The organism is Frankia canadensis (assembly GCF_900197875.1).
Taxonomy (GTDB): domain Bacteria; phylum Actinomycetota; class Actinomycetes; order Frankiales; family Frankiaceae; genus Frankia; species Frankia canadensis.
Window position 1 is genome coordinate 1 of sequence record NZ_FZMO01000554.1, and the last position, 25848, is coordinate 25848.

General features: G+C 73.7%; 25 protein-coding genes and 1 riboswitch. Of the genes, 13 read left to right on the top strand and 12 right to left on the bottom strand.

The features are described 5' to 3' along the window. The 3 genes from C1A33_RS31880 to C1A33_RS35460 all read left to right on the top strand — a co-directional run. Positions 1–331, top strand: a 331-nt coding sequence (locus C1A33_RS31880; RefSeq protein ID WP_133150902.1) for a zinc ribbon domain-containing protein, incomplete at its 5' end; no start/stop codon positions are given. 44 nt (positions 332–375) lie between these two features. Then, entirely contained in the window at positions 376–1488 is a 1113-nt protein-coding gene (locus C1A33_RS31885) for an MFS transporter (protein WP_101836144.1), read from the top strand. A gap of 97 nt (positions 1489–1585) precedes the next feature. Beyond that, the gene (locus tag C1A33_RS35460) at positions 1586–3874 is read left to right on the top strand and encodes a protein kinase domain-containing protein (RefSeq protein WP_101836146.1); all 2289 of its coding nucleotides are present in this window, start codon (positions 1586–1588) and stop codon (positions 3872–3874) included. A gap of 66 nt (positions 3875–3940) precedes the next feature. Here the strand turns inward: C1A33_RS35460 and C1A33_RS31895 are convergent, their stop codons facing one another. The 6 genes from C1A33_RS31895 to C1A33_RS31920 all read right to left on the bottom strand — a co-directional run bounded on the left by C1A33_RS31895 (position 3941) and on the right by C1A33_RS31920 (position 8575). Continuing rightward, on the bottom strand, positions 3941–4483 hold the full coding sequence (locus C1A33_RS31895; RefSeq protein ID WP_101836179.1) for a GNAT family N-acetyltransferase: 543 nt from the start codon (positions 4481–4483) through the stop codon (positions 3941–3943). 76 nt (positions 4484–4559) lie between these two features. Continuing rightward, positions 4560–5543: an ABC transporter ATP-binding protein gene (locus tag C1A33_RS31900; RefSeq protein ID WP_101836148.1), complete on the bottom strand. Its 984-nt coding sequence runs from the start codon at positions 5541–5543 to the stop codon at positions 4560–4562. Continuing rightward, positions 5540–6445, bottom strand: a complete 906-nt coding sequence (locus C1A33_RS31905; protein WP_480014941.1) for an ABC transporter permease — start codon at positions 6443–6445, stop codon at positions 5540–5542. Before C1A33_RS31905 ends, C1A33_RS31900 begins: the two co-directional genes overlap by 4 nt. Beyond that, complete coding sequence (locus C1A33_RS31910) at positions 6438–7241, bottom strand: ABC transporter permease (RefSeq protein WP_101836151.1); 804 nt, start codon at positions 7239–7241, stop codon at positions 6438–6440. The genes C1A33_RS31905 and C1A33_RS31910 overlap by 8 nt, the downstream gene beginning before the upstream one ends. A 146-nt stretch (positions 7242–7387) precedes the next feature. Then, the gene (locus tag C1A33_RS31915; protein ID WP_101836152.1) at positions 7388–7810 is read right to left on the bottom strand and encodes a hypothetical protein; all 423 of its coding nucleotides are present in this window, start codon (positions 7808–7810) and stop codon (positions 7388–7390) included. Positions 7811–8038: 228 nt separating this feature from the next. Then, on the bottom strand, positions 8039–8575 hold the full coding sequence (locus C1A33_RS31920) for a hypothetical protein (protein WP_165818677.1): 537 nt from the start codon (positions 8573–8575) through the stop codon (positions 8039–8041). Between the two features lie 62 nt (positions 8576–8637). Between C1A33_RS31920 and C1A33_RS34435 the strand changes: the two genes are divergently transcribed. Continuing rightward, a complete protein-coding gene (locus C1A33_RS34435; RefSeq protein ID WP_133150904.1) occupies positions 8638–9048 on the top strand; it encodes a hypothetical protein in 411 nt (136 codons plus the stop codon). A 149-nt stretch (positions 9049–9197) separates the two neighbouring features. Here C1A33_RS34435 and C1A33_RS34440 read toward each other — a convergent pair whose 3' ends face one another. Then, a complete protein-coding gene (locus C1A33_RS34440; RefSeq protein WP_133150905.1) occupies positions 9198–9881 on the bottom strand; it encodes a hypothetical protein in 684 nt (227 codons plus the stop codon). 101 nt (positions 9882–9982) lie between these two features. On the opposite strand from C1A33_RS34440, the gene C1A33_RS31940 reads away from it, so the two are divergent. After that, entirely contained in the window at positions 9983–10462 is a 480-nt protein-coding gene (locus tag C1A33_RS31940; protein WP_101836159.1) for a toll/interleukin-1 receptor domain-containing protein, read from the top strand. Between the two features lie 160 nt (positions 10463–10622). Here C1A33_RS31940 and C1A33_RS31945 read toward each other — a convergent pair whose 3' ends face one another. The 3 genes from C1A33_RS31945 to C1A33_RS31955 all read right to left on the bottom strand — a co-directional run bounded on the left by C1A33_RS31945 (position 10623) and on the right by C1A33_RS31955 (position 14881). Next, positions 10623–11726 carry a rhomboid-like protein gene (locus tag C1A33_RS31945; protein ID WP_101836161.1) on the bottom strand — a complete coding sequence of 368 codons (1104 nt, stop codon included), beginning with the start codon at positions 11724–11726 and terminating at the stop codon, positions 10623–10625. Between the two features lie 110 nt (positions 11727–11836). Then, positions 11837–12949, bottom strand: coding sequence for an alpha/beta hydrolase (locus C1A33_RS31950; protein ID WP_101836163.1), 1113 nt, complete (start codon positions 12947–12949; stop codon positions 11837–11839). A gap of 57 nt (positions 12950–13006) precedes the next feature. Continuing rightward, positions 13007–14881, bottom strand: coding sequence for a phosphatidylglycerol lysyltransferase domain-containing protein (locus tag C1A33_RS31955; protein ID WP_423748175.1), 1875 nt, complete (start codon positions 14879–14881; stop codon positions 13007–13009). A gap of 900 nt (positions 14882–15781) precedes the next feature. On the opposite strand from C1A33_RS31955, the gene C1A33_RS31965 reads away from it, so the two are divergent. Together C1A33_RS31965 and C1A33_RS31970 are read left to right on the top strand one after the other, a co-directional pair. After that, positions 15782–16717: a ParA family protein gene (locus C1A33_RS31965; RefSeq protein WP_101836167.1), complete on the top strand. Its 936-nt coding sequence runs from the start codon at positions 15782–15784 to the stop codon at positions 16715–16717. Continuing rightward, positions 16714–17331 carry a hypothetical protein gene (locus tag C1A33_RS31970; protein ID WP_243408137.1) on the top strand — a complete coding sequence of 206 codons (618 nt, stop codon included), beginning with the start codon at positions 16714–16716 and terminating at the stop codon, positions 17329–17331. Before C1A33_RS31965 ends, C1A33_RS31970 begins: the two co-directional genes overlap by 4 nt. Positions 17332–17431: 100 nt before the next feature. On the opposite strand, the gene C1A33_RS31975 is transcribed toward C1A33_RS31970, so the two are convergent. Together C1A33_RS31975 and C1A33_RS31980 are read right to left on the bottom strand one after the other, a co-directional pair. Next, positions 17432–18931 carry an MFS transporter gene (locus C1A33_RS31975; protein WP_101836168.1) on the bottom strand — a complete coding sequence of 500 codons (1500 nt, stop codon included), beginning with the start codon at positions 18929–18931 and terminating at the stop codon, positions 17432–17434. A gap of 297 nt (positions 18932–19228) precedes the next feature. After that, positions 19229–19852: a TetR/AcrR family transcriptional regulator gene (locus C1A33_RS31980; protein WP_101836170.1), complete on the bottom strand. Its 624-nt coding sequence runs from the start codon at positions 19850–19852 to the stop codon at positions 19229–19231. 320 nt (positions 19853–20172) lie between these two features. On the opposite strand from C1A33_RS31980, the gene C1A33_RS31985 reads away from it, so the two are divergent. The 6 genes from C1A33_RS31985 to C1A33_RS32010 form a co-directional block, all read left to right on the top strand. Then, complete coding sequence (locus C1A33_RS31985; protein ID WP_243408138.1) at positions 20173–21282, top strand: alpha/beta hydrolase; 1110 nt, start codon at positions 20173–20175, stop codon at positions 21280–21282. 164 nt (positions 21283–21446) lie between these two features. After that, entirely contained in the window at positions 21447–22322 is an 876-nt protein-coding gene (locus C1A33_RS31990; RefSeq protein ID WP_101836172.1) for a sulfite exporter TauE/SafE family protein, read from the top strand. Then, positions 22319–22777: a DUF1634 domain-containing protein gene (locus C1A33_RS31995; RefSeq protein WP_243408139.1), complete on the top strand. Its 459-nt coding sequence runs from the start codon at positions 22319–22321 to the stop codon at positions 22775–22777. Before C1A33_RS31990 ends, C1A33_RS31995 begins: the two co-directional genes overlap by 4 nt. 135 nt (positions 22778–22912) lie before the next feature. Then, the gene (locus C1A33_RS32000) at positions 22913–23401 is read left to right on the top strand and encodes a DUF2867 domain-containing protein (protein ID WP_101836175.1); all 489 of its coding nucleotides are present in this window, start codon (positions 22913–22915) and stop codon (positions 23399–23401) included. A 459-nt stretch (positions 23402–23860) separates the two neighbouring features. Then, complete coding sequence (locus C1A33_RS32005; protein WP_101836177.1) at positions 23861–24268, top strand: hypothetical protein; 408 nt, start codon at positions 23861–23863, stop codon at positions 24266–24268. A 64-nt stretch (positions 24269–24332) separates the two neighbouring features. After that, positions 24333–24446: riboswitch (SAM riboswitch) on the top strand. A gap of 28 nt (positions 24447–24474) precedes the next feature. Next, the coding region (locus tag C1A33_RS32010) for an aminotransferase class V-fold PLP-dependent enzyme (protein ID WP_101836187.1) at positions 24475–25848 on the top strand (1374 nt) is incomplete at its 3' end.

Below are 25848 nucleotides of genomic sequence, written 5' to 3' on the forward strand. Positions count from 1 at the left end.
GCAGAAAGCCGGGCTGAACCGGGCGATCCTCGCGGGCGGCTGGGGTCTGCTTGTCCAACGTCTGGAACAGAAAGCCCCCGGCCGAGTCGAAAAGGTCCCGGCCGCCTATACGAGTCAGCGTTGCTCGGCCTGCGGGCATACGGCGCCTGGGAACCGCGAGAGCCAAGCGGTCTTCCGGTGCGCCACCTGCGGACACACCGCCAACGCTGATGTGAACGCGGCGGTGAACATCGCGGCCGGACGGGCCGTGACCGCGCGGGGAGGCACGGCGTTGGCCGTGCCCGTGAACCGTGAACCCCAACACTGCGCACCTCCCCTGGTAGGTGTGTAGGAGTTGGAATCCCCCGTGTTCACGCGGCGGAGGACGTCAAGAGCATGATCCAGCAGAACTTCCAGGGTCCGGCGCGGGCCCGGGCGCTGGGGTTCTACGGCGCGGTGGTCGCCGGCGGGGTGGCCGTCGGCCAGGCCGCGGGCGGGCTGCTCGTCAGCGCCGGTCTGTTCGGGTCGGGCTGGCGGTCCGTGTTCCTGGTGAACGTGCCGATCGGCGTGCTGCTGCTCGCCGTCGCGCCGCGCACCCTCCCCGCCGACCGGCCGCGGGGCGCCGCCCCGCTCGACCTGCCCGGCCTGCTCGTCCTCAGCGCGGCGGTGTCCCTGTTCGTCCTGCCGCTCGTCCTCGGGCACGATCTCGGCTGGCCGGCGTGGACGTTCGCGGCGCTGATCTGCTCCGCACTGCTGGGAGCGGTGTTCGTCGCCGTCGAACGGCGGGTCGCGGCCGGCGGTGGGCACCCGTTGCTCTCGGTGAGCGCACTGCGCGCCCCCGGTCTGCGGCCCGCCGCCGCCGTGTTGATGCTCGCCATGTGCACCTGGGGTGGGTTCCTGTTCACGACGACCCTGCATCTGCAGGGCGGGCTGGGTCTGAGCCCGCTGCGCTCCGGACTCGCGTTCGTGCCCTGTGTCGCCGCCTTCGCCCTGGTCGGCCTCACCTGGCAGCGCCTGCCCGCCGGTTGGGCTGTCCGGGTGGTCCCCGCGGGGCCCGCGGTCACCGGCGTCGCCTACCTGTTCCTCGGTCCGACGGCCGGCGGCGGCGTCGCCTACGCGCTGGTGACGGCGCTGGTCGGCCTCGGGCTCGGGGTGATGTCCATCATCATGACGGTCGGCCTCGCGCACGTGCCGATCGCGGACGCGGCCGACGCCAGTGGGCTGCTGCTGACCGTGATGCAGCTCGGTCTCGTCGTCGGCGTGTCGACCGTCGGCACCGTCTTCTTCGGCCTCGCCGGCGACGGCGGCGCGACCCGTCACGCCGAGCACGGCACCGGTTGGGTCCTGGCCGCGCTCGCCCTGTGCGCGGCGGCCACCGCCCTGCTCCTCATCCGCGCGTCACGGCCCGCGTCCGCGCCCGGTTCGGCGGTGACGACGGCAGGCCGCGCCACGAAGAGCGGTGACGGCGAGCCGGTCCTGGCCCGCGGCTCGGGCGGTGCGGACCGGTGAGTCGACACGGCCGCGTCCAGGCCCGTGACGGGTCCGGCGATACTGGGACCAGACGGGACGAGACCAGTGCGGCACGACGGCATGGACGGGAGCGGCGATGGCGGACGTCCCTCCCGTCGTCGAGCCGCTGGAGGACGGCGACCCCGCGCAGGTCGGGCCGTACCGGATCGCCGGGCGCCTCGGGGTCGGCGGAATGGGCACCGTCTACTACGCCCTGGCGGCTGACGGGCGGGCCGTCGCCGTGAAGGTGATCCGCCGCGAGTTCGCCCGCGAGCCGGAGTTCCGCACCCGCTTCCTGCGGGAGGCGCACGCCGCCCAGCGGGTCGCCCGGTTCTGCACCGCCGAGGTGCTCGACGTCGCCACCGACCGCCCCGAGCCGTACCTGGTCACCGAGTTCATCGACGGTCCGACGCTCGCCGACCATGTCCGGCGCACCGGACCGCTGCCGCCCGCCGAACTGGACCGGCTCGGCGTCGCGGTCGCCAGCGCCCTGACGGCGGTGCACGGCGCGAACCTGGTGCACCGCGATCTCAAGCCCGGCAACATCCTGCTGTCGTCCTCCGGGGCCCGGGTCATCGACTTTGGGATCGCCCGGGCGTTGGAGGCGACGACCACGCTGACCCAGCGCGGCGTGCTGGGAACCCCCGCGTACATGGCCCCCGAGCAGGCCCTCGGCGAGGCGCTCACCCCCGCGGCCGACGTCTACGCCTGGGGCGGAGTGATGCTGTTCGCCGCGACCGGCCGGTCCCCGCACGGCGAGGCCGTCACCCCGGTGCTGCTCTACCGGATCGTGCACGAACGGCCCGACACCTCCGACCTGCCGCCGTCGCTGCGCGCCATCGTCGAGTGGACGATGCAGCGCGACCCCACCCTGCGCCCCACCGCGACCACCCTGCTCCTGCGGCTCACCGGCGCCACACCCCCGCCGCCGGCGCTCACGCCCTCGATCGCCCCGCCCGCACCGCTCCCGGGCCGGACTGTCATCGCCCCGCAGTCCTCACCGGCGACGCTACCGCCCTCGACGCCGTCTGGGACACCGCCACCCGCGGCTCCACCGCGCTGGATGGCGCCGCCGCCATCCAGCGCGCCGCCGTCCTCGGACCCGCCGGCAACTCCCGCCCCTGCGACGTGGGCAGGAGCTCCGACGCCGACGCCGCCCTCGGTCACCGCGCACCACCCGAACGCCGTGCAGCCATCCGCGGCGGGACAGGCGCGGCGCCGCGTGCCCGCGCCGGTCACGGTGGTCGTGGCGGCGGTCGGGGCGCTGGTGGCTCTCGTCGTGGTGGTGGTCGTGGTCCTCGATCCGGGTGGTGGGGGCGGCGGCTCGGCCACCGCGGGCGGGCCGTCGGGTGGCGGGGGGACGACGGCGGTGGTCACCGCGACGACCGGCGCCGGCGCGTCGATCACCCTCGCTGACTACACCGGACGCGCCTCCACGACGGCGGCGGCGCTGCTGCGCCGGGCGGGCCTGGTCGTGGACACCGTCACCGTGGCGAGCGGGCCGTCGCAGCGCGGCCGCGTGCTCAGCACGACCCCGGCCGCGGGCGCCAGCGTCGCGCGCGGCAGCCGCGTGCAGCTACGCGTCGGCGACGGCGCCCACGCTGAGGCGCGCGGCTGGCACGTCTTCAAGCGGTACGACGACACGAGCTCCATCAACGAGAGCCCGATCGTGGTCGTCAGCCCCGCCGGTGCCGAGCGTCAGGTCGGCACCGGCGACAAGCCGGCGCTGGCGCCGGACGCCAGCCGTGTCGTGTTCACCGGTACCGACGGCGAGATCGTCAGCGTCCGCCCCGACGGCACCGACGCCCACCCGGTGACCGACGAGCCCGACGGCTCCTCGGACAGCGCGGTCTTCTCCCCCGACGGTCGCACCCTCGCCTACGCCCGCAACATCGGCGGCGTGTACCTGGTCGACGCGGGCGGCGGCAACCGCCGGCGCATCAGCGCGGTGCGCGGCGCGTACGAGCTGTCCTGGGCGCCCGACGGCAACCGGCTCGTCTACCGCAATGGCAACGACCAGTCGCTGCACCTGCTGTCCCTCGACGGCGCCGACCGCGTGCTGACCGGCCCGCCGGTGCCTGGGGCCGCCGCGGTGGAGCCCGCCTTCTCCCCCGACGGCCGCGAGATCGTCTTCAGCAGCTCGGCGGGCGGTGTCCACGTGATCAGCGTGGACGGCGGGGCCGCACGGCAGATCGCCGGCACCGGCACCTGGCACCCCGGCTGGTCCCCGCAGGGCGCGATCGTCTACGTGCAGGACGCGACCGTGCGCCAGTTCTTCGCCGCGAGCGGCCCGCTGCGCGTGGTCAACCCGGACGGCACCGGCGACCGCCTCCTCTCCCAGCACACCGCCAGCGGCCCCGTGCGCTGGGCCACCCCGAAGGACTGACAGCCCCGCTGCGGCTCCGTGTCGCCAGTTCGCGGTTCCTGGACGCCGCGGACAGGCGGCGCCGGCTCACAGTTCGCCGGGTGCAGCGCGCCGGGCCCAGGCGTCGCGGGACACGGCGTAGAGGGCGTGCGGCTCCTCGTGCAGGTAGGCGGTGGCGGTGCGGGTCATGCCGAGGCGGCGTGCCACCCGGAGGGAGCCGTCGTTCGCCGGGACGATGGCCGCGACGACCCGGTCCAGCTCCGGGCGGCGCGCGAACGCCCAGGTGATCGACGCCGCCGCTGCCTCGGTCGCGTACCCGCGCCCCCACCAGGGCCGGCCGATGAACCAGATCGCCTCGACTCCCGGCCAGCCCGGCTCGTCCCACAACCCGGCACGTCCGACGAGCGTCCCGGTGTCGCGCTCCACGACGCACCAGGGGCCGACCCCGGTGAGCTGCCAACATCCCAGGCAGCCGGCAAGCTGGTGCCACACCGCGTCAGGCAGGGTGACGGGCCCGCCGAGATGGCGGGCGAACTCGGGGTCCGACCAGATCCGGGTCAGGGCCTCGACGTCGCCGCTGTCGCCCGGGCGCAGGATGAGCCTGCGGGTCGTCAGCGTCGGAATCTCCACGCCCGGCATTGTGTCGCGGCCTGGCCCGCCCATGCCGTGCCCTGTCGTTTCCTGTCGTTCCTGTCCTGCCTCGGTCTCAGCCGCTGGCCTGGCGGGCGTAGAGGCGGCGGACGACGTCCTCGATGTCGGGTTCGGCGATGGTGAAGTCGCGGACGTCGACCCGTTCGGTGACGGCGGCGAAGACCTTGGCGGCGGTGGTCAGGTCCGGGTCGAAGGCGAGACGCTGGCGCAGGCCGTGGGCCTCGCTGTCGAGGTGACGTGCCGCGGGGATGGCGGTGAGGTCCGGTGATGGCGCGACGAGGTCGACGACGAGGACCCGTTCGGCGCCGGTGGTGCGACCGAGGCCGGGCAGGTCGCCGTCGTAGGCGAGCCGGCCGCGATCGACGACGAGCACCCGGTCGCACAGCCGCTCGACGTCGCCCATGTCGTGCGTCGTCAGCAGCAGGGTGGTGCCATGGGTGGCCCGCTCGGCGACGAGGAACTCACGCAGCCGCTGCTTGGACAGGACGTCGAGGCCGATCGTCGGCTCGTCGAGGATGATCAGCCGGGGGGCGTGCAGCAGGGCGGCGGCGATCTCGGCGCGCATCCGCTGGCCGAGGGAGAGCTGGCGGACGGGGATGGCGAGGAACTCGGCCATCTCGAGGCGGTCGACGAGTTCGCCGGTGCGGGCCCGTTCGACGTCGCCGGGCAGGTCGTGGATGGCGGCGAGGATCCGGAACGACTCGCGGACCGGCAGGTCCCACCACAGCTGCGAGCGCTGCCCGAACACGACGCCGACCTGCCGGGCGAGGCGGCGCCGGTCCCGGACGGGACGCAGCCCGCAGGTGGTGACGGTGCCGCGGGTGGGGACGAGGATGCCGGTCAGCATCTTGATCGTGGTGGACTTGCCGGCGCCGTTGGCGCCGATGTAGCCGACGGCCTCCCCGGCCTCGATCGTCACGGTCAGGTCGTCGACGGCGGTCAGCCGGCGTCTGCGCACGCCGTCGCGGACGGTGAACGTCCTGGTCAGGCCGGCGGTCTCGATGATCGGGCCGGATGTGCTCGGCTCGGTCGGACTCATCCGCCCCCTCCGCGGTAGTGCCGCACGCCCCAGCGCCAGCACAGCAGGGCCAGCGCCCACGACCACAGGGCGGCCAGCGGCGCGCACCAGCCGAGCCAGCCCGGCAGCCAGGTGGGCGACGGCAGGTCGAGCAGGACCAGCGTCGGCAGGAAGCCGGTGAACGCCATCGGGAAGACGTAGCCGAAGACGACGACGAGGGAATGCGGCCACACCGACGCCGGCTGGGTGGCGGCGTACCGGCCGCCGTAGACGAAGGCGTTGGTCATCTCCCGGCCGTCGACGATGAAGAACTGCAGGCCGGCCGCGGTGACGAACAGCGCCGCGAACGTCGCGACGCCGCTGACCAGGGCGACCGCCAGCAGTCCCACGCTGGCCGCGCTCACGGCGATGTCGTTCACGGCGAGGCCCGCGATGAGGGCGGCCAGGCCCACGCTCGCCCGGGCGAGGCGCCGCAGGGTGATGTCGCTGGTGACCAGCTGGGCGAGCAGCGGCTGCGGGCGCAGGTAGAACACGTCGAGGGTGCCGGCGCGCAGGTAGGTCGGCAGGTTGTCGCAGTGGCCGAACATCAGGTCGGCGAGGGAGAAGGTGAGGTCGGCGAGGCCGAACACGAGCAGGATCTGGTGGAACTGCAGCCCGCCGATCCCCGTCACCGCCCGGTACAGCACCCAGATCTCGGCCAGTTCGGCGAACGCGGTCAGCACCGAGCTGACCAGGTCGAGGGCGAAGTTCACCCGATAGGCCGTCTGGGACCGGGCCCGGGAGGCGAGCACCACCCGGTACGGGCGCAGACCGGCCCGTAGCCGCGTCGCCCGCGACGGCGGCCCGCCCGGAACCTGTGGCCCGGCGGGCACCCGCGGCCGCGGCGCCGTCCATGGCACGCCTGCCTGGTCGGTCTCAACCACCCTGGATCTCCAGGTGACGCCGCCCGGCGCGGGTGAGCGCCTGGCCGGCGGCGACGACACCGGCGAGCCAGGCACATTGGACGGCGACCAGCCCGAGCGCCTCGGTGGTGTTCGCCCGCCCGGCGAGAATGTCCACGGGATACATCATCATCGCCGGGAACGGCGTCGCCGTGGCGATGGCCGCGAGCCACGGGGGGAATATGCGCACCGGCACGAACAGCCCGGCGAGGAATCCCGACAGCACCATGTAGCAGATCTGCACGCCGCGGGTTTCCACCAGCCAGAATCCGCAGATGCCGACCAGATACGCCGTGGCGATCGACAGCACGATCCCGATCAGCAGGCTGAACGCGCCGAGCGGATACGCGGCGGCCGATTCCGGCAGGGCCATTCCGACGGCAAGGCCCATCGCGACGGCCGGGACGCCCCGCGGGAGCAGGGAGAACAACGCCCGGCCGACCTCGGTGGCGATCTCCGCGGCCTGGACGTCCACCGGCCGCAGGAAGTCGACCGCGACCCGCCCGTCCTTGATCCGCTCGGCGATGTCGACACGGCCGTCGAGGTTCATCGAGCCGAGCAGACCCTGGGACAGCCAGATGTAGGTACTCATCATCGCGGTGTCGTATCCCGCGAGTTCCCCGCCCGCGGCCCGCACCGTCGCGAGCAAGACCGCCATCTTGAGCAGCCCGAACGTCGTGTTCGCCACCAGTCCCCCGAGCGCCGCCAGCCGATAGGCCGACTGGCGCCGAAACCCGGCCCGCAGCAGACGCCAGTAGACCCGGATCGTCGCGCGCATAGAAGCCCGGATTCTATCTGGTGCCGGGCGATGCGGACGGCCCTTTGACTGTCACTGGCACCGCACCGGCACCGCCGGCCGCGCGCCTCCGCCCCGCCCGGCGGCACGTGCGGAGCCGGGGGCGGGGCGGAGGCACAGGGGCGGTGTCAGCCGGCAGGTTGCAGGGCCCAGCCGCGGTCCTCGGCGAAGACGGGCGACAGCGCGACGAGCGGCGGGAAGATGAGTGCCGGGTGCAGGCCGAGGGTGAGCGCGTTGTCGACGACGCCGATCGTGATCGTGCCGGGCCGCGGGCCCTCGGTGATACGCCACTCCCGCGGCTGCGGCAGCGGCCGGACGCGCTCGAACACGTCGGGGTCTCCGTCGTAGCCCACGAACAGCGGGTCGGACGCCCGACGGATCGTGTAGGTACTGTCGCCGTTGCTGCCGACGCCGGAGTTCCTGATCTCCCATTCCTGGCCGGGGCCCTCACCGGGCAGCAGGAGAATGTTGTTCCGGTCCGGCGAGCTGAGGGTCAGATTGTCCCGTCCGTCGATGCTGATCCGGTACACGCCGTCAGCGATTGCACTCACAGTCAACCCCGCTTCTGGTCACAGCGAATCCGACCGCGGCACGGTCGGATTCGGAGATGAGATGAGGCTCCAAAGGAGCTGCCGCCATCATGCACGCGCCCCGCATCGCGAACCGCGAACGCCACTCCGCAGTCCGCGACGCGTATCGCCACGACCGATTCGGGAGTATTGCCGTGCTCACACCCCTCGGTCTCTCTCCCGGACAGGACAGCCGATGGTCACGCCCGATCACCACTCCTCCCCGTATCCCGCGATGCCGTCATGCCCCGTGACGCCGTCGGACGCGTCCGCGACGTCGCCATCGCGGTCGTCTCCGCCCCATTCCTCCTGGCTTCGAACTAGTCCGCTCGTCGGCGCCATCCGTGGGTCGACGGGCGGCCAGGGCAGCAGCAGGTTCTCGCCACCGAGCACGCGGTCGATGCGAGCGAGGGCATCCGCGCGGGCTGCGTTCGCGCTGGCTGCCCAGACGAGCCGAACGGTCGCCAGCAGGTCGAAACGCTCACGCGGCCCGTCGACCAACAGGCCCGCCAGGTTCTCCACGGACGGGTCTGCGCTGCCCGGGGGCCAGTCAAGCCACTCCCGCACGCGTTCCTCGACAGCGGGCGACAACAGCGAACGCGCACGCGGTTCGACCGCGGCGAGATCCTCGTCGAGCACTCGCAACCAACCCGCCCGCAGATAGGCGCATATGGCGGGATCGTCCATTGCACGAAGGCCCGCCCTGGTCGCCCGCAGCCGGGCGGGGTCCGCCAGAGCCAGGAACACGGCCCGGTTGCCGGCGCTTCCCCGGACGGCCTGGGGCGCCCGGACGACCCGTTTTCCAGCAGATGGCGGCAGTCATCCAGGTCGAGCGCGACGCGGGTGATGGCGACGACCGCCTCCTCGGCGACTGCCCTATCCTCGTGAGCGGCGAAGTTGTGCAGGCGGGTGAGCGCCTGGCGCGGATAGGTGCGCGCGACGACGGTGCCGCACAGCTCGACACAGATCAGCGCCAGCGTGGACTGGAGTCGGTTGTTTTCCGACCATTGCAGGATGCGCTGACGGAAGGGGCCGCCTCCAATGCCGTCACGCCCTACGGCGAGTCCCGCGGCCAGCAGGCGGGTGACTCCCGGGTAGGCACCGCGGGAGGAGGATCGCGCCCAGTGCTCGGCGAGCTCGAGCGCGGCTTCCGGGCGGTTCACCCGCAGCGACTGCTCTGTGAAGGACACGCCGAAATCGCCGCGGTCGCGGATCGATAGCCGCCGATCCGCCCGGCTGATCACCTCCTTCGCCCAGGCCAGGTATGTCTCATGCAACGTGGGATAGCTGTCCCAGGCGTAGCGGCGGCAGTCGGCGGCGCGTTGCGGAGGCTCGAAGGACACCTTGCGCTGGTCGTTCGTAACGACGCTCAGCTCACGCAGGCGCAGGTGGTAGCCGGGAGCGGCCAGCACGCTTCCCTCCGGTTCGGCGAGGCCGCAGACCGTGGCGAGACGCTGTTCGGCGTCGAGCACGGCGTCGCGGTCCGCGCTGGGCAGCATGGCGGCGGCGATGAGCAGTGTGGCCCGCCGGCCGGTCGCGTCCGGCTGGAGCAGGTCGTCGATCTGCGCCCGGCTCGCACCGCGCTGCGCGCCGCGCTGCCAACTCCACCGCAGGCAGGCCTCGGGTGAGTCGTCCGGATGCTCACGGGACCGCCGGCCGCCGTCCCTGCCTGTACGGCTGATCGCCTCGAGGCTGGCGGCGGCGAGTCCCACGAGATCGTCCCTGTCCCCTCCTGCCCGGGCGGCGCGTCCGGCAGGCGGAAGCCGTGGTTCAGCAGGCCGCCGGAGGGACGGGGGACATACAGGTACGCCTGGCCGCGGTACCGCTTCTCCTCGACGTCCACCGGGACGAAGTAGTCGGGGTCCAAGGTGCTGTAACCGCCGGCGACGACGTCCTCGAAGACCCGACCGGACAGGATGGCGGCGACGAGCGTCGCGCGCGGATTCGAGTCGTCGAGCAGATGACGCACCGGTGCGGCGTCGAGCAGCCGGTGCAGGACGATACGGGCGTCGCCGCTGCCGTCGCCGAGCCGGCTCTCACCAGAGTCCGTCACCGGGCGGCCTCCACGGTCCGGAACCCGGTCCACGCCTCGACGGAATACTGCGCTGCGTGACGTGTCGATGGCACACTATGCGGTGACGATCGGGGGAAATCATGAGTGGACCCGCGCAGGGCCGGCCGAGATGGGACTTCTTCGTCTCCTACACGCAGGCGGACCGGCAGTGGGCCGAGTGGGTCGCCTGGAGCCTGGAGGATGACGGCCACCGTGTCCTGATCCAGGCGTGGGACTTCGTGCCCGGCTCGAACTGGCTCGCCAGCATGCAGGACGGTGTGCGGGGCGCCGAGCGGACCGTGGCGGTGCTCTCCGACGCCTACCTCACCTCCGTCTACGGCGCGGCCGAGTGGCAGGCCGCCTGGGCCGGCGATCCCGCCGGCGCCACGCGCACGCTTCTCGTCGCACGGGTCGCGGACTGTGACCGTCCCGGTCTGCTCGGCCAGGTCGTCTCGTTCGACCTGTTCGGCATGCCCGAGGCCGACGCCCGCGCCCAACTCCTGCGCGCCGCCCGCCTCGCGGTCTCCGGCGGCCGCGCCAAGCCCACCGCCCCGCCGCCGTTCCCGTCGAGCGGCCCCTGAACTGCGTCTCGAGGTGTGATCTTCATGGGCTCTCGCACGGCGGACTGCGGCAGCGTTCTGGCAACTTCACGGGGACCCGTGTCGCAGAATCAGGGGCAAAACGGACAGGGAGCCGCGTATTCGCGACACGGTGCCGCTCTCCCCCGCGTGCGCTTCCCACCTACGGGAAGATGGACCCTGTCGAGGTAGCGGGTGCCGTCGAGGTAGCGGGTGCCGTCGAGGTAGCGGGTGCCGTCGCCTGCCCGGCAGCCACCTGCCCGGCGACGACCTGCCCGGCGGCGCTGCCGAGCCGCGCGAGGCGGCGGCGCAGGGCCCGATGGCGCAGGAGCGGGAGGGCGCCGGCCACGGCGCCGAGGGCGAACGCGGCGGTGTGGCCCATGCCGTCGAGGTCGGCGTCGGCCAAGCCGTACATCATCGCCGGGGCGATCCCGACCAGGACGACCGCGGCGACGCGGCGCAGCCGGCGGCTGCCGGGCAGAACGACCACCGCGGCGAGCGACGTGGCCACCACATAGCTCGGACCGACGTCGAGGATGTGCAGGGCGGTCGACGGCAACGCGCCGGAGGCGACCCGCAGGCCGAGGACGCCCTCGGAGATGAGGGTGGCGCCGGTGTGCCCGGCGAACAGCACGGCGAAGGCCACCCCGCTGCCGACGGCCGCCTCGAGCCCGCCGACGGCCAGGCCCGCGAGCGCCAGCCAGGGCAGCACCGGCCCCTCCACGACCCAGGGAATGCTGCCGGCGAGGACACCGAGTGGATGGTGCATCATCTGGTGCAGGGTGGTGCTGGTCGCCCACTGCCAGCGATGCGCGAGGTCGGGGGCGACACCGCGCAGGATCCGGGCGGCGATCAGGGCGCTGAGCAGGACGAGGGTCACCGGGAACCGGCGCGGCACCGTCCGCAGCCACATCGCCGCGGCCACCCGCCTGGCCGACCGCGCGGCGCCCGTCGCCCGTCGCAGCGCCACATCCACATGCGCGGGCACCACCAGCGGCGGGATGAGAGCGTAGGGAAGCAGGATCGGCGCCATCGGAACACCCACTCCCCGTCGGCCCGCACCCTGGGCGCGGCCATCCGCGACGGTGCTGGCCGCACGGGCGGCGGCACCACTGCCGGGACTGACGGCGCTGGCGACGGCGCTGACGGGCCTCGCGGCGCTGGCGGCGGCGCGGCTGGCGGCATATGCGGAGAAGACGGCGGCGATGGAGGGCGCGGGGCCGGGCGAGGACGTCCCGCGCTCGCGGTGTCGACCCAGCAGTTTCACGGAGCACCCCCCGTCCGACGAGGACCAGCCGTCACGTAAGGACACCGTGACCCGGTCAACCATTCCCCACAACGCGGACGGTCACTCGGGTGTTCCGCCGGTCTGGACGGTTATGTCTTGGCGGTGGACCGATGCTGGGGGTGCACGGCGCCGAGCCGCACCTGGACGTCGGCACCCGGTTCGAGGGCCCAGGCGAGGCCCTCGCGCAGGGCGGGCCGCCACACCCCGAAGTCGTGGGCGCCCGGCCGCAGCCGCAACATGACGGTGAACCCGGGACGGCGGCCGAGGGTGGCGGCCATGGCGCGGGTGTCGCCCAGCGCCTCGTGGTCGCTCAGGCCCGAGTCGAACCAGATCCGCGTCGGCGGCGACGGTGGCAGGTGGTCGGCGTAGAGCGCCGGGGTGTTCGCGGCGACGACCTCGGCGAGGTCGCGGCGGTGACCGAACAGGCCCACCATGCCGCCGTCATGGGTCGGCTTGTCCATGCCGGACATGTCGACGATCGTGCCGACGAGGTCGCGGTGGCGCAGGCCGAGGTTGAGCGCGCAGAAGCCGCCGGCGGACATTCCGGCGAAGATCCGGTCGGCGCGGTCGTCGCGCACCCGCAGCCGGGCGTCGATCGTCGGGATGACGTCGTCGATGAGATAGGTCTCGATGTGCTCGCTGGGTCGGTCGACGCACTCGCTGTCGTCGAGCCAGCCGTGGCTGAGCCGGGGGGCGACGAAGATCGCGGGTCGGCGCCGGTAGGCGAGCCACGCGCCGGTCTGCGCCGCCCGGTCCGCCCGGTACCAGTCGACGGGCACGCCGGGTGAGCCGTGCAGCAGGTAGACGACGGGGAAGCGCGCCGTGGGCTCGGAGAAGTACTGCGGCGGCAGGTAGACCAGCGCCTGCTGGGTACCGAAGCCGCTGCGCCTGCCGGGAACCGGCAGGCTCACGACGGACCCCTGCGGGTGGGTCCGCACGGGGGCGGCGGCCACGGTGTCCCGCGACGAGGCGGTGGGCCACGACTTCACCCCGACGACGTCGTCGAGGCGCGGCAGGTAGCCGTAGTGGGCGTTGACGACGTCAGCGACGGTCGCGAGGGTGAGCAGGAACGCGAGGCTCGCCGTGGCGGCGGTGACGAGCCGGCCCCGGCGCCCGAGCCGCACGCACCCCGCCCACGCGGCGACCGTCAGTGCGCCGAGACCCAGCAGGAACCACTTCCCGATGATGACCAAGGATCCCAACCCCGACCCCCACACGCTGCGCCGTCCGCCTCACATCCGCGGTCACGACAGGTCAGGCTATGCCGGGCCCGATCGTGACGGGTCGGAACCGCCGGTCCGGTCCGCACCCTCCTGTGTGGTGTCTCGCGCGCGTCCGCGCAGCCGGCGGGCGGCGCCGACCAGCGGGGCCGGCCGGGGCAGGCGCCGGCGCCACTGCGGCCAGACCAGGAACGCCTCGGCCTCCAGCATCGCCAGGGCGATCCGGGGCAGTTCGGCCGTCGCCGGATAGCAGACGAAGCGCGGCAGCCAGGTGGGGGCGAACTTGGCGTTGAACCGGTAGAGGCTGTCGATCTGGAACCAGCGGGACATGAACATCAGCAGCCCGCGCCAGCAGCGGATCACCGGCCCGGCACCGAGCCGCTCGCCGCGCTCCAGCGCGGAGCGGAAGAACGCGAAGTTGAGGGACAGCCGCGCCACCCCGAGATCACCGGCCTGGCGCAGGGTGCTGACGATGAGGAACTCGTTGAGCCCGTTGTCGGCGGACCGGTCGCGCATCATCGCGTCCAGGGACAACCCGTCACGCCCCCAGGGCACGAAGTGCAGCAGCGCCCGCAGCCGCGGCGCCGCGCCGTCGGGCGAGATGACCGCCGCCGCCGCGGCGGCCTCGGCGGGACGGTCGGAGCCGTCCCGGGCCGGCGCGCGGGGCGTCTCGTAGGCGAGGACGAGGACGCAGTCGCCGTCTGCGGGATCGCCGAGGCGGCCGAGCGCCATCGAGAACCCGCGTTCGGTCTCGGCGCCCCGCCAGGCCTTGGCCTGCGCCTTGACCTCGGCGATCTCGTCCGGCTCGAGGTCGCGGACCCGACGGGCGACGGCGGTGTAGCCGGCGCGCTCCACCCGGGCGACGGCCTGGCGCACGTTGCGCATCGACCGCCCGTCGAGGGTGAAGGTGGTGGTGTCGACGACGGCCTCGTCGCCGAACTCGAGCGCCGCGAGGCCCGCGCGGGTCCACGCGGTGCCGCCGGCCTCCGAGCAGCCGATCACGGCCGGTGTCCAGGCATGATCGGCGGCCTCCGACAGGAACGCGCGGATCGCCCCGGGCCAGGCCTCCCGGTCGCCGAGCGGGTCGCCGCTGGCCAGCATCGTGCCGTTGACCACCCGGTAGGCCACGCACGCCTTGCCCGACGGCGACCAGATCACCGACTTGTCCGAGCGCAGCACGAAGTAGCCGAGCGAGTCGGCGCCGCCGTGGCGGGCCAGCAGCGCGCGCACCCGCCCCTGGTCCTCCTCCGTCAGCCGCGGCCGCGGATGAGGCGGGCGCAGCGCCAGGTAGCCGGTGGCGCCGATGGTGACGATGCCGAGGGTGAGCAGCACCCGGGTGGCGAGGTCGGCGAACCGGTCGGAGTTGAAGCGCAGCGGCCCGGGAATGCCGATCAGCCCCAGCAGGATCTGCTCCAGCTGGGCCGACCAGGAGTGCGGGCCGGCGAGGCGATGCTCGCGCAGGTGCAGAAGCAGGAACCCGATGCCGATCGAGATCACGGTGAGCAGCAGGCCGACGCCGACGGCCCGCCATCGCGTCGACGGGTCGCCCTTGGCCCGGAACTCCCCGCGGACCAGCACGAGCGCGCCCAGCAGCGCCGCCGACGCCGCCGCCTCGTCGTAGTCGAGCCCCTTGGCCACATGCAGGACGACGCTGAGCCCCAGCAGGACGACGACGGCCCGCCACGCCCGCCGCTTGCGCCGACGCAACCCGGTCGCGAGCAGAACCAGCAGCATGCCGACGACGACCGTGAACGCCGCTGCCTGCCGGGAGGCGGACGCGGGCAGCAGGACCCGCAGGTCGGCCAGCCGGGTGCGCCACTCGGGGGTCAGCGCGGACACGACGTCGAGCAGGCCGACGGCGAACGTCAGCAGCGCGGCGACACGCGGTACCCACGGCCGGCCCCAGGCAGGCAGTTCCGGGCGCCAGCCGCGGCGCCGGCCCCCGGGCCGCCCGCCGGATACCTCCCGCGCCGACGTCGCGCCCCGTGGCGCGGCCTCGCGCGAGGGGGCGCCGGCACCCGCCAGCGCCGCACCCCGACCCGGGCCGGCCCGGCCCGCTGTGACCCGTGCCTCCTCGCCCGGGCCCTCGCCGGCCCGGCTCGTCGCGGGGATGACGCGCGCCGGACGGCCGCCGGAGGCGTCGCCGCCCGCCGGGTCCCCGGCGGCACGCAGCGTGCGGGCCGGCACGGCACGCACCCGCTGGGCGACGTGGGCGCTGCGGCCGGCGGCACGGCGCAGGGCACGCGCCGCCGACGGCCGGCCCTGGCCGCGCCCAGCGCCGGGCAGCGGGCCTGCCGTCCCGCCTCGGCCCGAGGTGGCACCGGCGCCGGCTCCGCTGGAGGTACTCATGGAGGCATCGTCCCCCGAGGTCCGTGACTGTGACTTCACAAGGTCCGGGAGACGATAGCCCGCCGCCGCCGCACACCTACGGCGACCACCCGTTGGTGGTGATCGCGTTGCCAAGGGAGCTCCTCGCCCGCATCGCGACACCCGTGCACCTCACCCCCGCGCCTCGCCCCCGCGGCGACGTCCAACGCGGCGACGTCCACCGCGGACCCGTCGACCCGGATCAGCGTAGCGCTCAGATCACACATCGTGCCCACAACGGTGCGCCGGCCACACCACTGCGGGTCAAGACGTACGCATCGGCTGCACCCGGTACGCATCGGTACGCATCGATGCGGGCAGTGGCGTGATGTGCTGTTCGCGACATCACCGGCATCGCGCCGCCGGCGCACGGCCGGTCGATCGAGCGGCGCGGCAACGGGGGTTCGGGATGACCCGGTCCACAGCGGGGCGCGGGGCGGACGCACCATGCGAGTGATCTCCGTCGTGAACTACAAGGGCGGCGTCGGCAAGACCACGCTGACCGCCAACATCGGCGCGCAGATCGCCGCTTGGGGCAAGCGCGTGCTACTCATCGACCTCGACCCGCAGGCGAGCCTCACGTTCTCCTTCCTGCGGCCGGAGCGGTGGCGGGCGGAGCTCGCCGAACAGCGGACGATCAAACAGTGGTTCGAGGCGTGGCGGATGGATTCCACCGTGCCGCCGCTGGCGCCGGTGCTCACCTCGCCGTCGGTGGTCAACGACCGCATCGCCGACGGGGGCGGCAGACTGGACCTCGCCGCCTCGCACCTGTCGCTCGGCGACGTCGAGATGAACCTGGCGGCGCGCCTCGGCGGCGCGGAGGTGCACCGCTCCACCCGGCACTACTTCGATGTCTACCTGCGCCTGAACGCGGCGCTGGCGACCCTGCCCGCGCCCGCCTACGACCTGGTCCTGATGGACTGCCCGCCGAACTTCGGCGTCATCACACGCGCGGCGGTCGCGGCCAGCGACCAGCTGCTCATCCCCGCCCGGCCCGACGAGCTGTCCACCCTCGGCATCGAGCATCTCCAGTCACGGCTGCGCCGTTACATCTGGGAGTTCAACAGGATCGTGGATCTCCAGTCGGACCTGCACCCGACGGTGCGCAAGCTGGAGCCGGTGATCCTCGGCGTGGTGTTCACGATGGTGCAGTACTACGGTGGCCAGCCGATCGCGGCGCTACGGCCCTACATCGCGCAGACCCGCCAGCTCGGCCTGCCGGTGTTCGAGGCCATGGTGCGCGAGAGCAACAGCCACTTCGCCGGGGCGGCCCGCGCCCAGATCCCCGTCATCCTCTCCGAGCAGACCCCCCACGCCCTCGGCTGGGAACTGCACCGCCTCGTCGAGGAGTTCCTCAAACGCGTCAGGACGGCCGCCTCGTGACCACCGCTCCACCCGCCAGCACCGCCCCACCCAGCGGCACAGCCCCACACAGTGGCACCGCCCCACCCAGCGGCACAGCCCCGACCGGTGAGGCCGCGCCGTCCGCGGGGGCACAGGCGGCGCGCCTCGGCGCCCTGCTGCTCGGGCAGCTGTCCGAGCTGCTCGCCGGCCTGCGCCCCGACGAGGTCGACGCGCTGCTGGCCGGCCGGGCCCGGCTGGCCCTGACCACCGCACCGGCCGGGACGACGCCGCCCTCACCCCGGACGCCCAGGCCGGCGAAGGCGACCTCCTCGGCCGCGGCGCGGGCCGGGGTGGCGGGCGCGGCGCCGCCGCCGAAGCGGCCCGCCACCGGTGACGCGCTGCCGGCCTCGGTGGACGTCGAGGAGGTGCGCGCGGCGTTGCTCGGCGCGGCGAGCCGCGAGGAGGCCGCGGCCCACCTGGCCGGGCTGCGCCGGGTCACGGCGCCGCAACTGCGGGCGCTGGCCGCCGCTCTCGGGGTCGACGGCGTCGCCGGACGGGATCCGAAGGCGACCGTCATCCGCAAGATCGTCGACGGGACGGTGGGGTTCCGCATCAGCTCGCGGGCCTTGCGCGGCGACGATGTCGACCTGTGAGATCCGCCCGCGGCGATCCGCCGCCGGGCGGGGGCCGCGCCACACCGGCGGGCGGGTCCACCCGGACTCTCCCGGGCGGCCCGCCCACCGGCGGATGGGCTCAGCCGACGTGCGCCGGAGCGGCGTCCGGGGCGGGTGTCGTGTCCCGACCGGCCCGGATGAGCACGACGATCACGACCGCCGCGGCCGCGATGAGCACCGCGCCCCACAGGAAGGCCGTCGTGTACCCCTCGATCTGGGACTGGTCGAGGGCCCTGGCCCCGGTGCCGTGATCGGCGATGTAATTGGTCACGGCCGTGGCGTACACGGTGTTGAGCAGGGCCGTACCGAGCGAGCCGCCGATCTGCTGGGTGGTGTTGACCAGGGCGCTGGCGACGCCGGCATCGTGCGGCGCGACCCCGACGAGCGCGAGGCTCGACAGCGGGACGAACGACAGCCCCATCCCGAAGCTGATCAGCAGCTCGGAGGGAAGCACGTGCGAGGCGTAGCCGGTGTCGATGCCGATCGAGAGCAGCAGCGCCATCCCGACCGCGGCGAGCGCCGTGCCGACGCCGGCGAGCACGCCCGGCCCGAACCGCGGAAGCAACTGGCTGGCGAGCCCCGCCGAGACGATGATGCCGGCGCTGAACGGCAGGAACGCGAACCCGGTCTTCAGCGCGCTGTAGCCCAGGGTCTGCTGGAAGTAGTAGGTGAGGAACAGGAACATCGCGAACAGGCCGGCGCCGATGAGCAGCGAGGCGAGGAAGGATCCGCCCCGGTTGCGCTCCCACGCGACCCGTAGCGGCAGCAGCGGCGCGGTGGAACGCGACTCGATGACGACGAACGCGGCGAGCAGCACCACCGAGCCGATCAGCAGCCCCAGGGTGCGCGGGTCGCTCCAGCCGTCCTCGGCGGCCAGGGTGAAGCCGTACACGAGGGCGATGAGGCCGGCGGTCACGGTCAGCGCGCCGGGCAGGTCATAGCGGGCCTCGCCCTCGGCGCGGCTCTCCCGCACGACCGGCGCCGCGGCGAAGGCGGTCACCAGGGCGATCGGCACGTTGACCAGCAGGCACCAGCGCCAGGAGGCGTACTCGGTGAGAACGCCGCCGACGATGAGACCGATGGCCGCGCCACCGCCCGAGATCGCGCCGAAGACGCCGAAGGCCCGCGCCCGTTCCTTGCTCTCGGTGAACGTGACGGTGATCAACGACAGGGCCGCCGGGGCGAGGACGGCGGCGAACGCGCCCTGCAGGGCACGGGCGGCGAACAGCAGCCCGGCGTTCGGCGCCACGCCGCCGAGGGCGGAGGCGAGCGCGAAGCCGATCAGGCCCCAGATGAATGCGCGCTTGCGGCCGAGATAGTCGGCGATGCGCCCGCCGAGCAGCAGCAGACCGCCGAAAGCGAGGGTGTACGCCGTCACCATCCACTGCCGGTTGGCGGTCGAGATGTGCAGCGCGGACTGGGCGTGCGGCATCGCGATGTTCACGATCGACGCGTCGAGCACGACCATGAGCTGCGCGACGGCGATGATGGAGAGCGCCAGCCACCGACGTGGGTCTGGTGCGCCGTCGGCCTCGCCCACCGGATCCCGGGAAGTCCGGTCCTGGACGGTTTCGGTCACGGAAAGCTCCTTGCCAGGCAGAGCGAATACAAGCAGGGCAACCGCACGGCATCGTGCCGCGCGAACAGGGCGGTATCAGTCGGAGCCGTTAGGAAACAGGGTCGGGCGTGCATGACGACAGGACGAAGAACCAGGCCGAAACGTGACACGGCGGGCCGACGGACAGGGCACAGCGATCACTGGATGGAATGGGATCGGATCGAGGGCGTGAAAAGCCAGGGCGTGGTCGGCGACGGCAAGTAGCCGCCCGTCCCGCCCTCCACCCGCCCTCGATCAGGCGTTCGAGACCATGCTAGCTCAGGTGTTCGAAGACTCCGCGAGGCGCCCCGACCGGCCGGCGAGCAGCGGCAGCGCCACCTCGTCGACGACGTGCTCGACGAACGCGTCGTCCAGCGGCTCCCCGGTGACAAGCAGTCGCATGAAGATCATCGCCAGGATGACCTCCATCAGCGGCGCGGCGTCCACGATGTCGGCCAGTTCACCCCGCTCGACGGCCCGCTGCATCAGACAGGAGCCCATCTCCGTCTTGTGCTGGAGGACGTTCGCCTGGATGACCGCCGCGAGCTGCGGCGACTCGCTCGCCGCCCGCAGCACGCCGACGAGCATCGCGCCATCCGGTCCGGAGACGACCTCGGCCATGAGCCGTACTTCGGCCGCGAGATCCTCACGCAGGCTGCCGGTGTCGGCCGGTACATGGGCCTCGGGCGCCCGCCTGCGCAGCGCCTCCACGACCATCTGGTCCTTGCAGGGCCAGCGCCGGTAGATCGTCGCCTTGCTCGCCCGGGCGCGGCTCGCGACGGCGACCATGCTCATCCGCTCATAGCCGACCTCGACCAGCAGCTCGAGCGCCGCGTCGAGGATGGCCTGCTCCCGGGACTCGTCCCGGGGGCGACCCCGACCGGAACCATCCGGGGGCGACATACGCTCCTCCTCCCCATCGGCCGTCACCCACGCCTGGGGCTCGCCGACATGGAAACGGTACCGTACTGGACCGAAAAAAGGGATCCCGGCCTTCTCGTGTCGCCGCTCACACTCGCAGGCGATCCAGCCCGGCGCCCCGGCGGCGGCGTTCGGGGCGGTGCTGGAGGATCGACGCAGTACATCCGAACAACGCACGCCGCGACGCACCGCGTCCGCCGACTCGCCCGGAAGGATGGACCGCCATCCGCAAGCCCCACCGGCAGCAGCCCGATCGCGGCTCGCCGCGCCCCCGCCCGTCCCGCGACTCACGATGGCCGCGCGTGTCGCGGCCCGTCACCACCACGATCGCCGGGGGGCTGCTCGCCCTCGGCGTCGCCATCACCGCCGGCTGCCGCCCGGGCGGCCCTCGGGCACACCCCACCGCTCCCCCGGCGGACACGGGTCGCCCCGGCGGTCCGACCGACCTGCCCGCCGGGACCTGGACGCGTCACGACCTGGTGTACGCACCCGTCTCGCGGGCCCAACGCCTGGACCTGTACCGGCCGTCACCCCCGCCGTTCCCCGGTGGAGCGGACGATTCCGCCAGCAGCACCGAAGCGGGTGGCACCACCGAAGCGGGCGGCATTGCCAGGACGGGCGGCACCGGCCGCGCCACCGGGTCCGCCCGCGCGGCCGCCGGGGCGCTTCCCGTGGTGCTCACCATCCACGGCGGCGCGTTCGCGGTCGGCGACAAGCGGGACGACCTGCCGGTGGTCCGGGCCCTGGTCCGCGCCGGTTACGCGGTGGCGAGCGTCAACTATCGCCTCTCCGGCGAGGCGCGGTTTCCCGCGGCGGTCCAGGATGTCAAGGCGGCCGTGCGCTGGCTGCGCGCGCACGCCGACGAGTACGGCCTCGACCCGGACCGGATCGCGGCGAGCGGCGCGTCCGCCGGCGCCTACCTCGCGCTGATGCTCGGGGCGACCGCAGGCGTGCCGATGTACGACGACCCGGCGCTGGGCCACCCCGGGGTATCCAGCGACGTGCGAGCCGTCGTGGACTTCTTCGGGCCGGTGAACTTCGCCTCGATGGACGACCAGGCCCGGGCGAACGTCCACTGCTCCGCCGGCGACGCGGGGCACGGCCGCCGCGGCTCGCCGGAGTCCCGCTTTCTCGGCCGCACGGTCGCCACCGCGCCCCAGCTCGTCCGGGTCGCGAGCCCCCTGCACTATCTCGGGCGCGGGCCGCTGCCACCGTTCCTGCTCGAGCACGGGGACGCGGACTGCACCGTGCCGCACGGCCAGACCCTCGAGCTTGCCGACGCTCTGCGCGCGGCGGGAGCTCCGGTCGTGGAGGCGACGATCGTGGCTGGCGCCGGTCACGGGCCCGACTTCCCCACCGCCGATCGGATGCCCACCGTCCTCGCGTTCCTCGCCCGCGCACTCGACCGCTGACGCCCCGCGAGGAACCCGCCCACGGTCCGGCGAACACCGGCCGCCACGCCCGGCCACCGACACCGGGTGTGAAACCCGTCACCGGCCACTGGACGATATATGTCTGCCATCGATATGCTCTGTAGCAGACATAATCGCCCTCGACTCGGTGGAGGGGTGGTGCCGTGAGCCCGCTGGCGGAGCTCCTCGTGATCACCGTCGTCTGCGTCGCGTCCGGGTGCCTGGGCAGCCTGCTGGGGCTGGGCGGCGGCACGTTCATCGTGCCGATCCTGACCCTCGCCTTCGGCCTCGACGTCCGGCTCGCGATCGGCGCGTCGGTGATCTCGGTGGTGGCCGGAAGCGCCGCCGCGTCACCGCGTTACCTCGACGAGGGGTTCGCGAACCTGCGGGTCGCCGTCACCCTGGAGGTGGCGACGGTGAGCGGCGCGGTCGGCGGGGCCCTGATCGCCGGCCTGGTCAGCGCGCACGTGCTGTACACGGTGTTCGGGGCGGTGCTGGCCTTCAGCGCCGTGCAGATGCTGCGCAGTCGACGGGAGGTCGCCGGCGTGGCCGTCCCGGAGGACCGCATCGCCAACCTGCTCACCTTGCACGGCAGCGTCACCGAGTCCGGCGGCGGGCCCGACCGCCCCGGCGAGCCCGGCGGTCCCGGCGGCGCGACCCGCCGCCCCTACCGCGTGACCCGGACCGCCACCGGGCTGACGATGATGACCGCCGCCGGCGCCGTCAGCGGCCTGCTGGGTATCGGCTCCGGCGCGATGAAGGTCCCGGCGATGGACCTCGCGATGCGCCTGCCGATCAAGGTCTCGACGGCGACCAGCAACCTGATGATCGGCGTGACCGGCGCCGCGAGCGCCGTCGTCTACCTGCAGCGGGGCGACGTCGTGCCGGCGCTGGCGGGCGCGGTGGCGCTCGGCACCGTCGCGGGCGCGCGGCTGGGCTCCCGGCTGCTCGCCGTGGTGCCGACAAGCACGCTGCGGACCATCTTCCTCGTGGTCCTGCTCGTCATCAGCGTCCAGATGCTGCTGCGGGGCCTGGCTTGACGTCCGCCCCCACCGACGACGAGGCAGGTGTCGCGATGCCCGCCGAGGAGTACCCCCACCCGAGGTCGGACCACGGGCGGGAGGTCCTCGAGGTGGGAGCACGCCCGGTCGCGGTGGTGCTGCGGATCGGGGGGAGCCTCGGCGCCGCGATCGTGCTGGTCGGGCTCGTGGTCGCCCTCGCCCAGAACGGCGCGGCCTGGGTAGGGGGCCCGAGCGGCGACCTGCTCGGCGGCGGGGCGGCCCTCACGCTGTCCGACCTCGCCGGCGGCCTGCGCCACGGCCAGGCCGCGGCCGTCATCCTGCTCGGCATGGTGGTCCTGGCGGCGACACCGGCGCTCGGGGTCGCCACCGCCGGCCTGTGGTGGCTGCGTGCTCGCCGCCCCTGGCTGGCCGCCGTCTCCGCCGTCGTGCTCACCCTGCTGGTCGTCGCCGGCAGCCTCGGCGCCGCCGGCTGACGCCCGCAGGCACGCCCCCACGCGGGCCGCGGCCCGCCACAACGCCGGGGGCGCTGCCGGACACCCGTACCGCGGCCGGATCATACGATTCCGACTGACGGCGGATCAGCCGGCGCGCGTTCCCGGAGGGGATACATGACGATCGACCGTGCCCGGCGCAGCGCCGTTCCTCCCACCGACGGCGGCGGCTCCGGCGGCGACGACTACTCCGTCGCGTTCACGCTGGCGTACCCGGACGCGAACGCCCACAGCGCCCGGGACTGGGCCCGCGCCGTGTTCGAGGGGTCCCCCGCGGCGCTGCGCCCGGTGCTGATCGTGGGCTGGCGCCTTGGCCTGCGGCTGCGACTGGGCCCCCTGCGCTCCCCCACCCACGTGCTGGGCTGGCAGGTCACCGAGGACGAGCCGGGGCGGATCGTCCTGACCGCGCCGTCGCCCCTCGTCGAGGCGTCGAATGCCGCCCTGGTGGAGGCATCCGCCGTGACCTGGGTGACGCGCGTGCGCTACCGGCGCGCGGCCGGCCGTCTGCTCTGGAAGGCGGCCGCACCGGTCCACGAGCGCACGTTGCCCCTCCTGCTCACCCGCGCCGGCCGCGCCCTGGCCGCGCCGCGCGACAGCGGGGACTGAGGAAGCCCGCGGCCCCGCTGCGCCGCGGGAGACGTCGTCAGGTGGGGGTCGGCAGTGCGGCGAGCGGCGAGGACGTCGTCGGCGGTGCCGGTGAACGCGCTGCGGGCGTACTCCATCCTCATCCGCCCCGCCGGCCGACCGCTGCGGCGCACGATCCTCCGGAGTGAGCCCGTCCACGATTCGGGTGGATGGCTGCACTAGAATGCATGGGCTTATTCGTGTTCTGGCTGATTGCGGTGGCGTAGAGGGAGGCCCGTGGGCGTGGGGCGTCGCGCGGCGGCGGTGGCGCCGCCGGTCATGTGCCGTCGTCACCCCCGTCCTCTCATGGTGCCATTGCCGGGTGTTTTCCAAAACACCCATTTTCACCTGCGCCGACGCGGCGGCACCGCAGGCACGAGGCCCGTGGCGTGGGTGCCCTCACAACGGCGAGTGAACCGACTTCAAGCCAAGCGAGGACTTATGACGAACCCAGATATCCCACTGCCCAGACTCGCCGACGTCTACGCGGTCGTCGACGGGCGGCCGAGCTTCGGCGAGCGCGAGCGGCTGTCCCCCGGGGAGGAGATGGCCAGCCTGCTGGCCTACCTCAATGCCGGCCACCTCATCGGCGAGAGCACGACCCGGGACGCGGACGTGGTGGACCGGTTGAAAGGACGCTCCGTCCCGGCCGGCCACCGCACCGATGGATTCTGGATCTGGTCGGACGCGGTCACCTACTACCTGAACATCTACGGTTTCGCGCCCCAGCCCGATTTCCTCCGCCACATCCGCGCCCGCCAGTACCGATACGAGCAGCCGTCCGCCGACCGCGTCCTGCTCGCCGGCGACGTGCTCGACCGAACCGTCCGCAGCGCCACGCCACACTGAACCGTCGCCACCACTGACCAGTCGGGGTACGGCGACGCACGGCTCTTGCTAGAGTCACCGGCAACGTCCTGAGTGCCAGTGTTCAGCCCCGGCTTGCTGGCCGGCAACCCTCGTAGCGCAGTGGGGTGCCCCGGGTGGTGACGGGGCCGCGGCGACCAGCCTGCGGCAAGTGCAGACCCGTTCACGGGTCCAATCGTGGAGCGATGATGACATCGATCATCTCTGCCGTGCCCGCATGCCCGCAGGCACCCCAGGCACCCCAGGCACCCGAGGTGCCGCAGGCGCTGCTGGCGGTGGAGGGCGCCGGGCTGACCGTGCCGGTGGTCGGCGGCGGTGTGGTGGAGTACGCCAACCTCGACTACGCGGCGAGCGCGCCGTGCCTGTCCGACGTCGCCGAACACGTCGCGAGGGTGCTGCCCTACTCGGCGAGCGTGCACCGCGGCGCCGGGTTCGCCTCGCAGGTGTGCACCAGCCTGTACGAGGGGGCGCGCCGCGACGTCGCCCGCTTCGTCGGCGCCCGCGACGGCGATCTCGTCGTGTTCACCCGCAACACCACCGACGCCGTCAACCTGCTGGCCCGCGCGCTGCCCGCCACCGCCGGCGGGGTCGTCCTGGTCGACCTGGAGCATCACGCGAACCTGCTGCCCTGGCGGGGCGGCGGCCGGCGCGGCACCGGCGACGTCCGCTGCGTCGCGACCCAGCCGACGCTGGAGGCGACCCTCGACGCGCTCGCGGCCGAGCTGCGGGCCGCTCCGGTCGCCCTGCTCGCGGTGACGGGCGCGTCGAACGTCACCGGCGAGACGCCGCCGCTGGCCCGCCTCGCCCGGATGGCGCACGACGCCGGCGCCCGGTTCTTCGTCGACGCCGCGCAGCTCGCGCCGCACCGCCCGGTCGACATGGCCGCTCTCGGCATCGACTACCTCGCGTTCTCCGGGCACAAGCTCTACGCCCCGTTCGGCGCCGGCGTCCTCGTCGGCCCGGCCGACTGGCTCGACAGCGCCGCTCCCTACCTCGCCGGCGGCGGCGCCGTGCGGGAGGTGTCCACCACCGGCGTCGACTGGGCCACCGGCCCCGCCCGGCACGAGGCCGGCACCCCGAACCTCGCCGGCGCCACCGCGATCGCCGCCGCCTGCCGGGTGCTCACCGCGCTGCCCCCCGGCGCCTGGGAACGCCACGAGACCGTGCTGCGCGACCGGCTCCTGCGCGGCCTCGGCGCCCTCGACGACGTGGTGATCCACCGGATCTGGCCGGACGGCGGCGAGCCGGTCGGGGTCGTCACCTTCTCCCTGCGCCGGCACGACCCGGCGCTGGTGTCGGCGTTCCTGTCGGCCGAGCACGGCATCGGTGTGCGCGCCGGGCGGTTCTGCGCCCATCCGCTGCTCGCCCGGCTCGGCGCGCCCGGCGGGGCGCTGCGGGCCAGTGTCGGCGTCGGCACCACCGTCGCCCACATCGACCGCCTTCTCGACGCCCTCGCCACCTACCTGCGCGTCGGCCCCGGTTGGGGCTACGCGCACCGCGACGGCCAGTGGCAGCCGACCCCCGACGACCGCCGTCCCCCCGCCTGGGTCGAGCAGTACGCC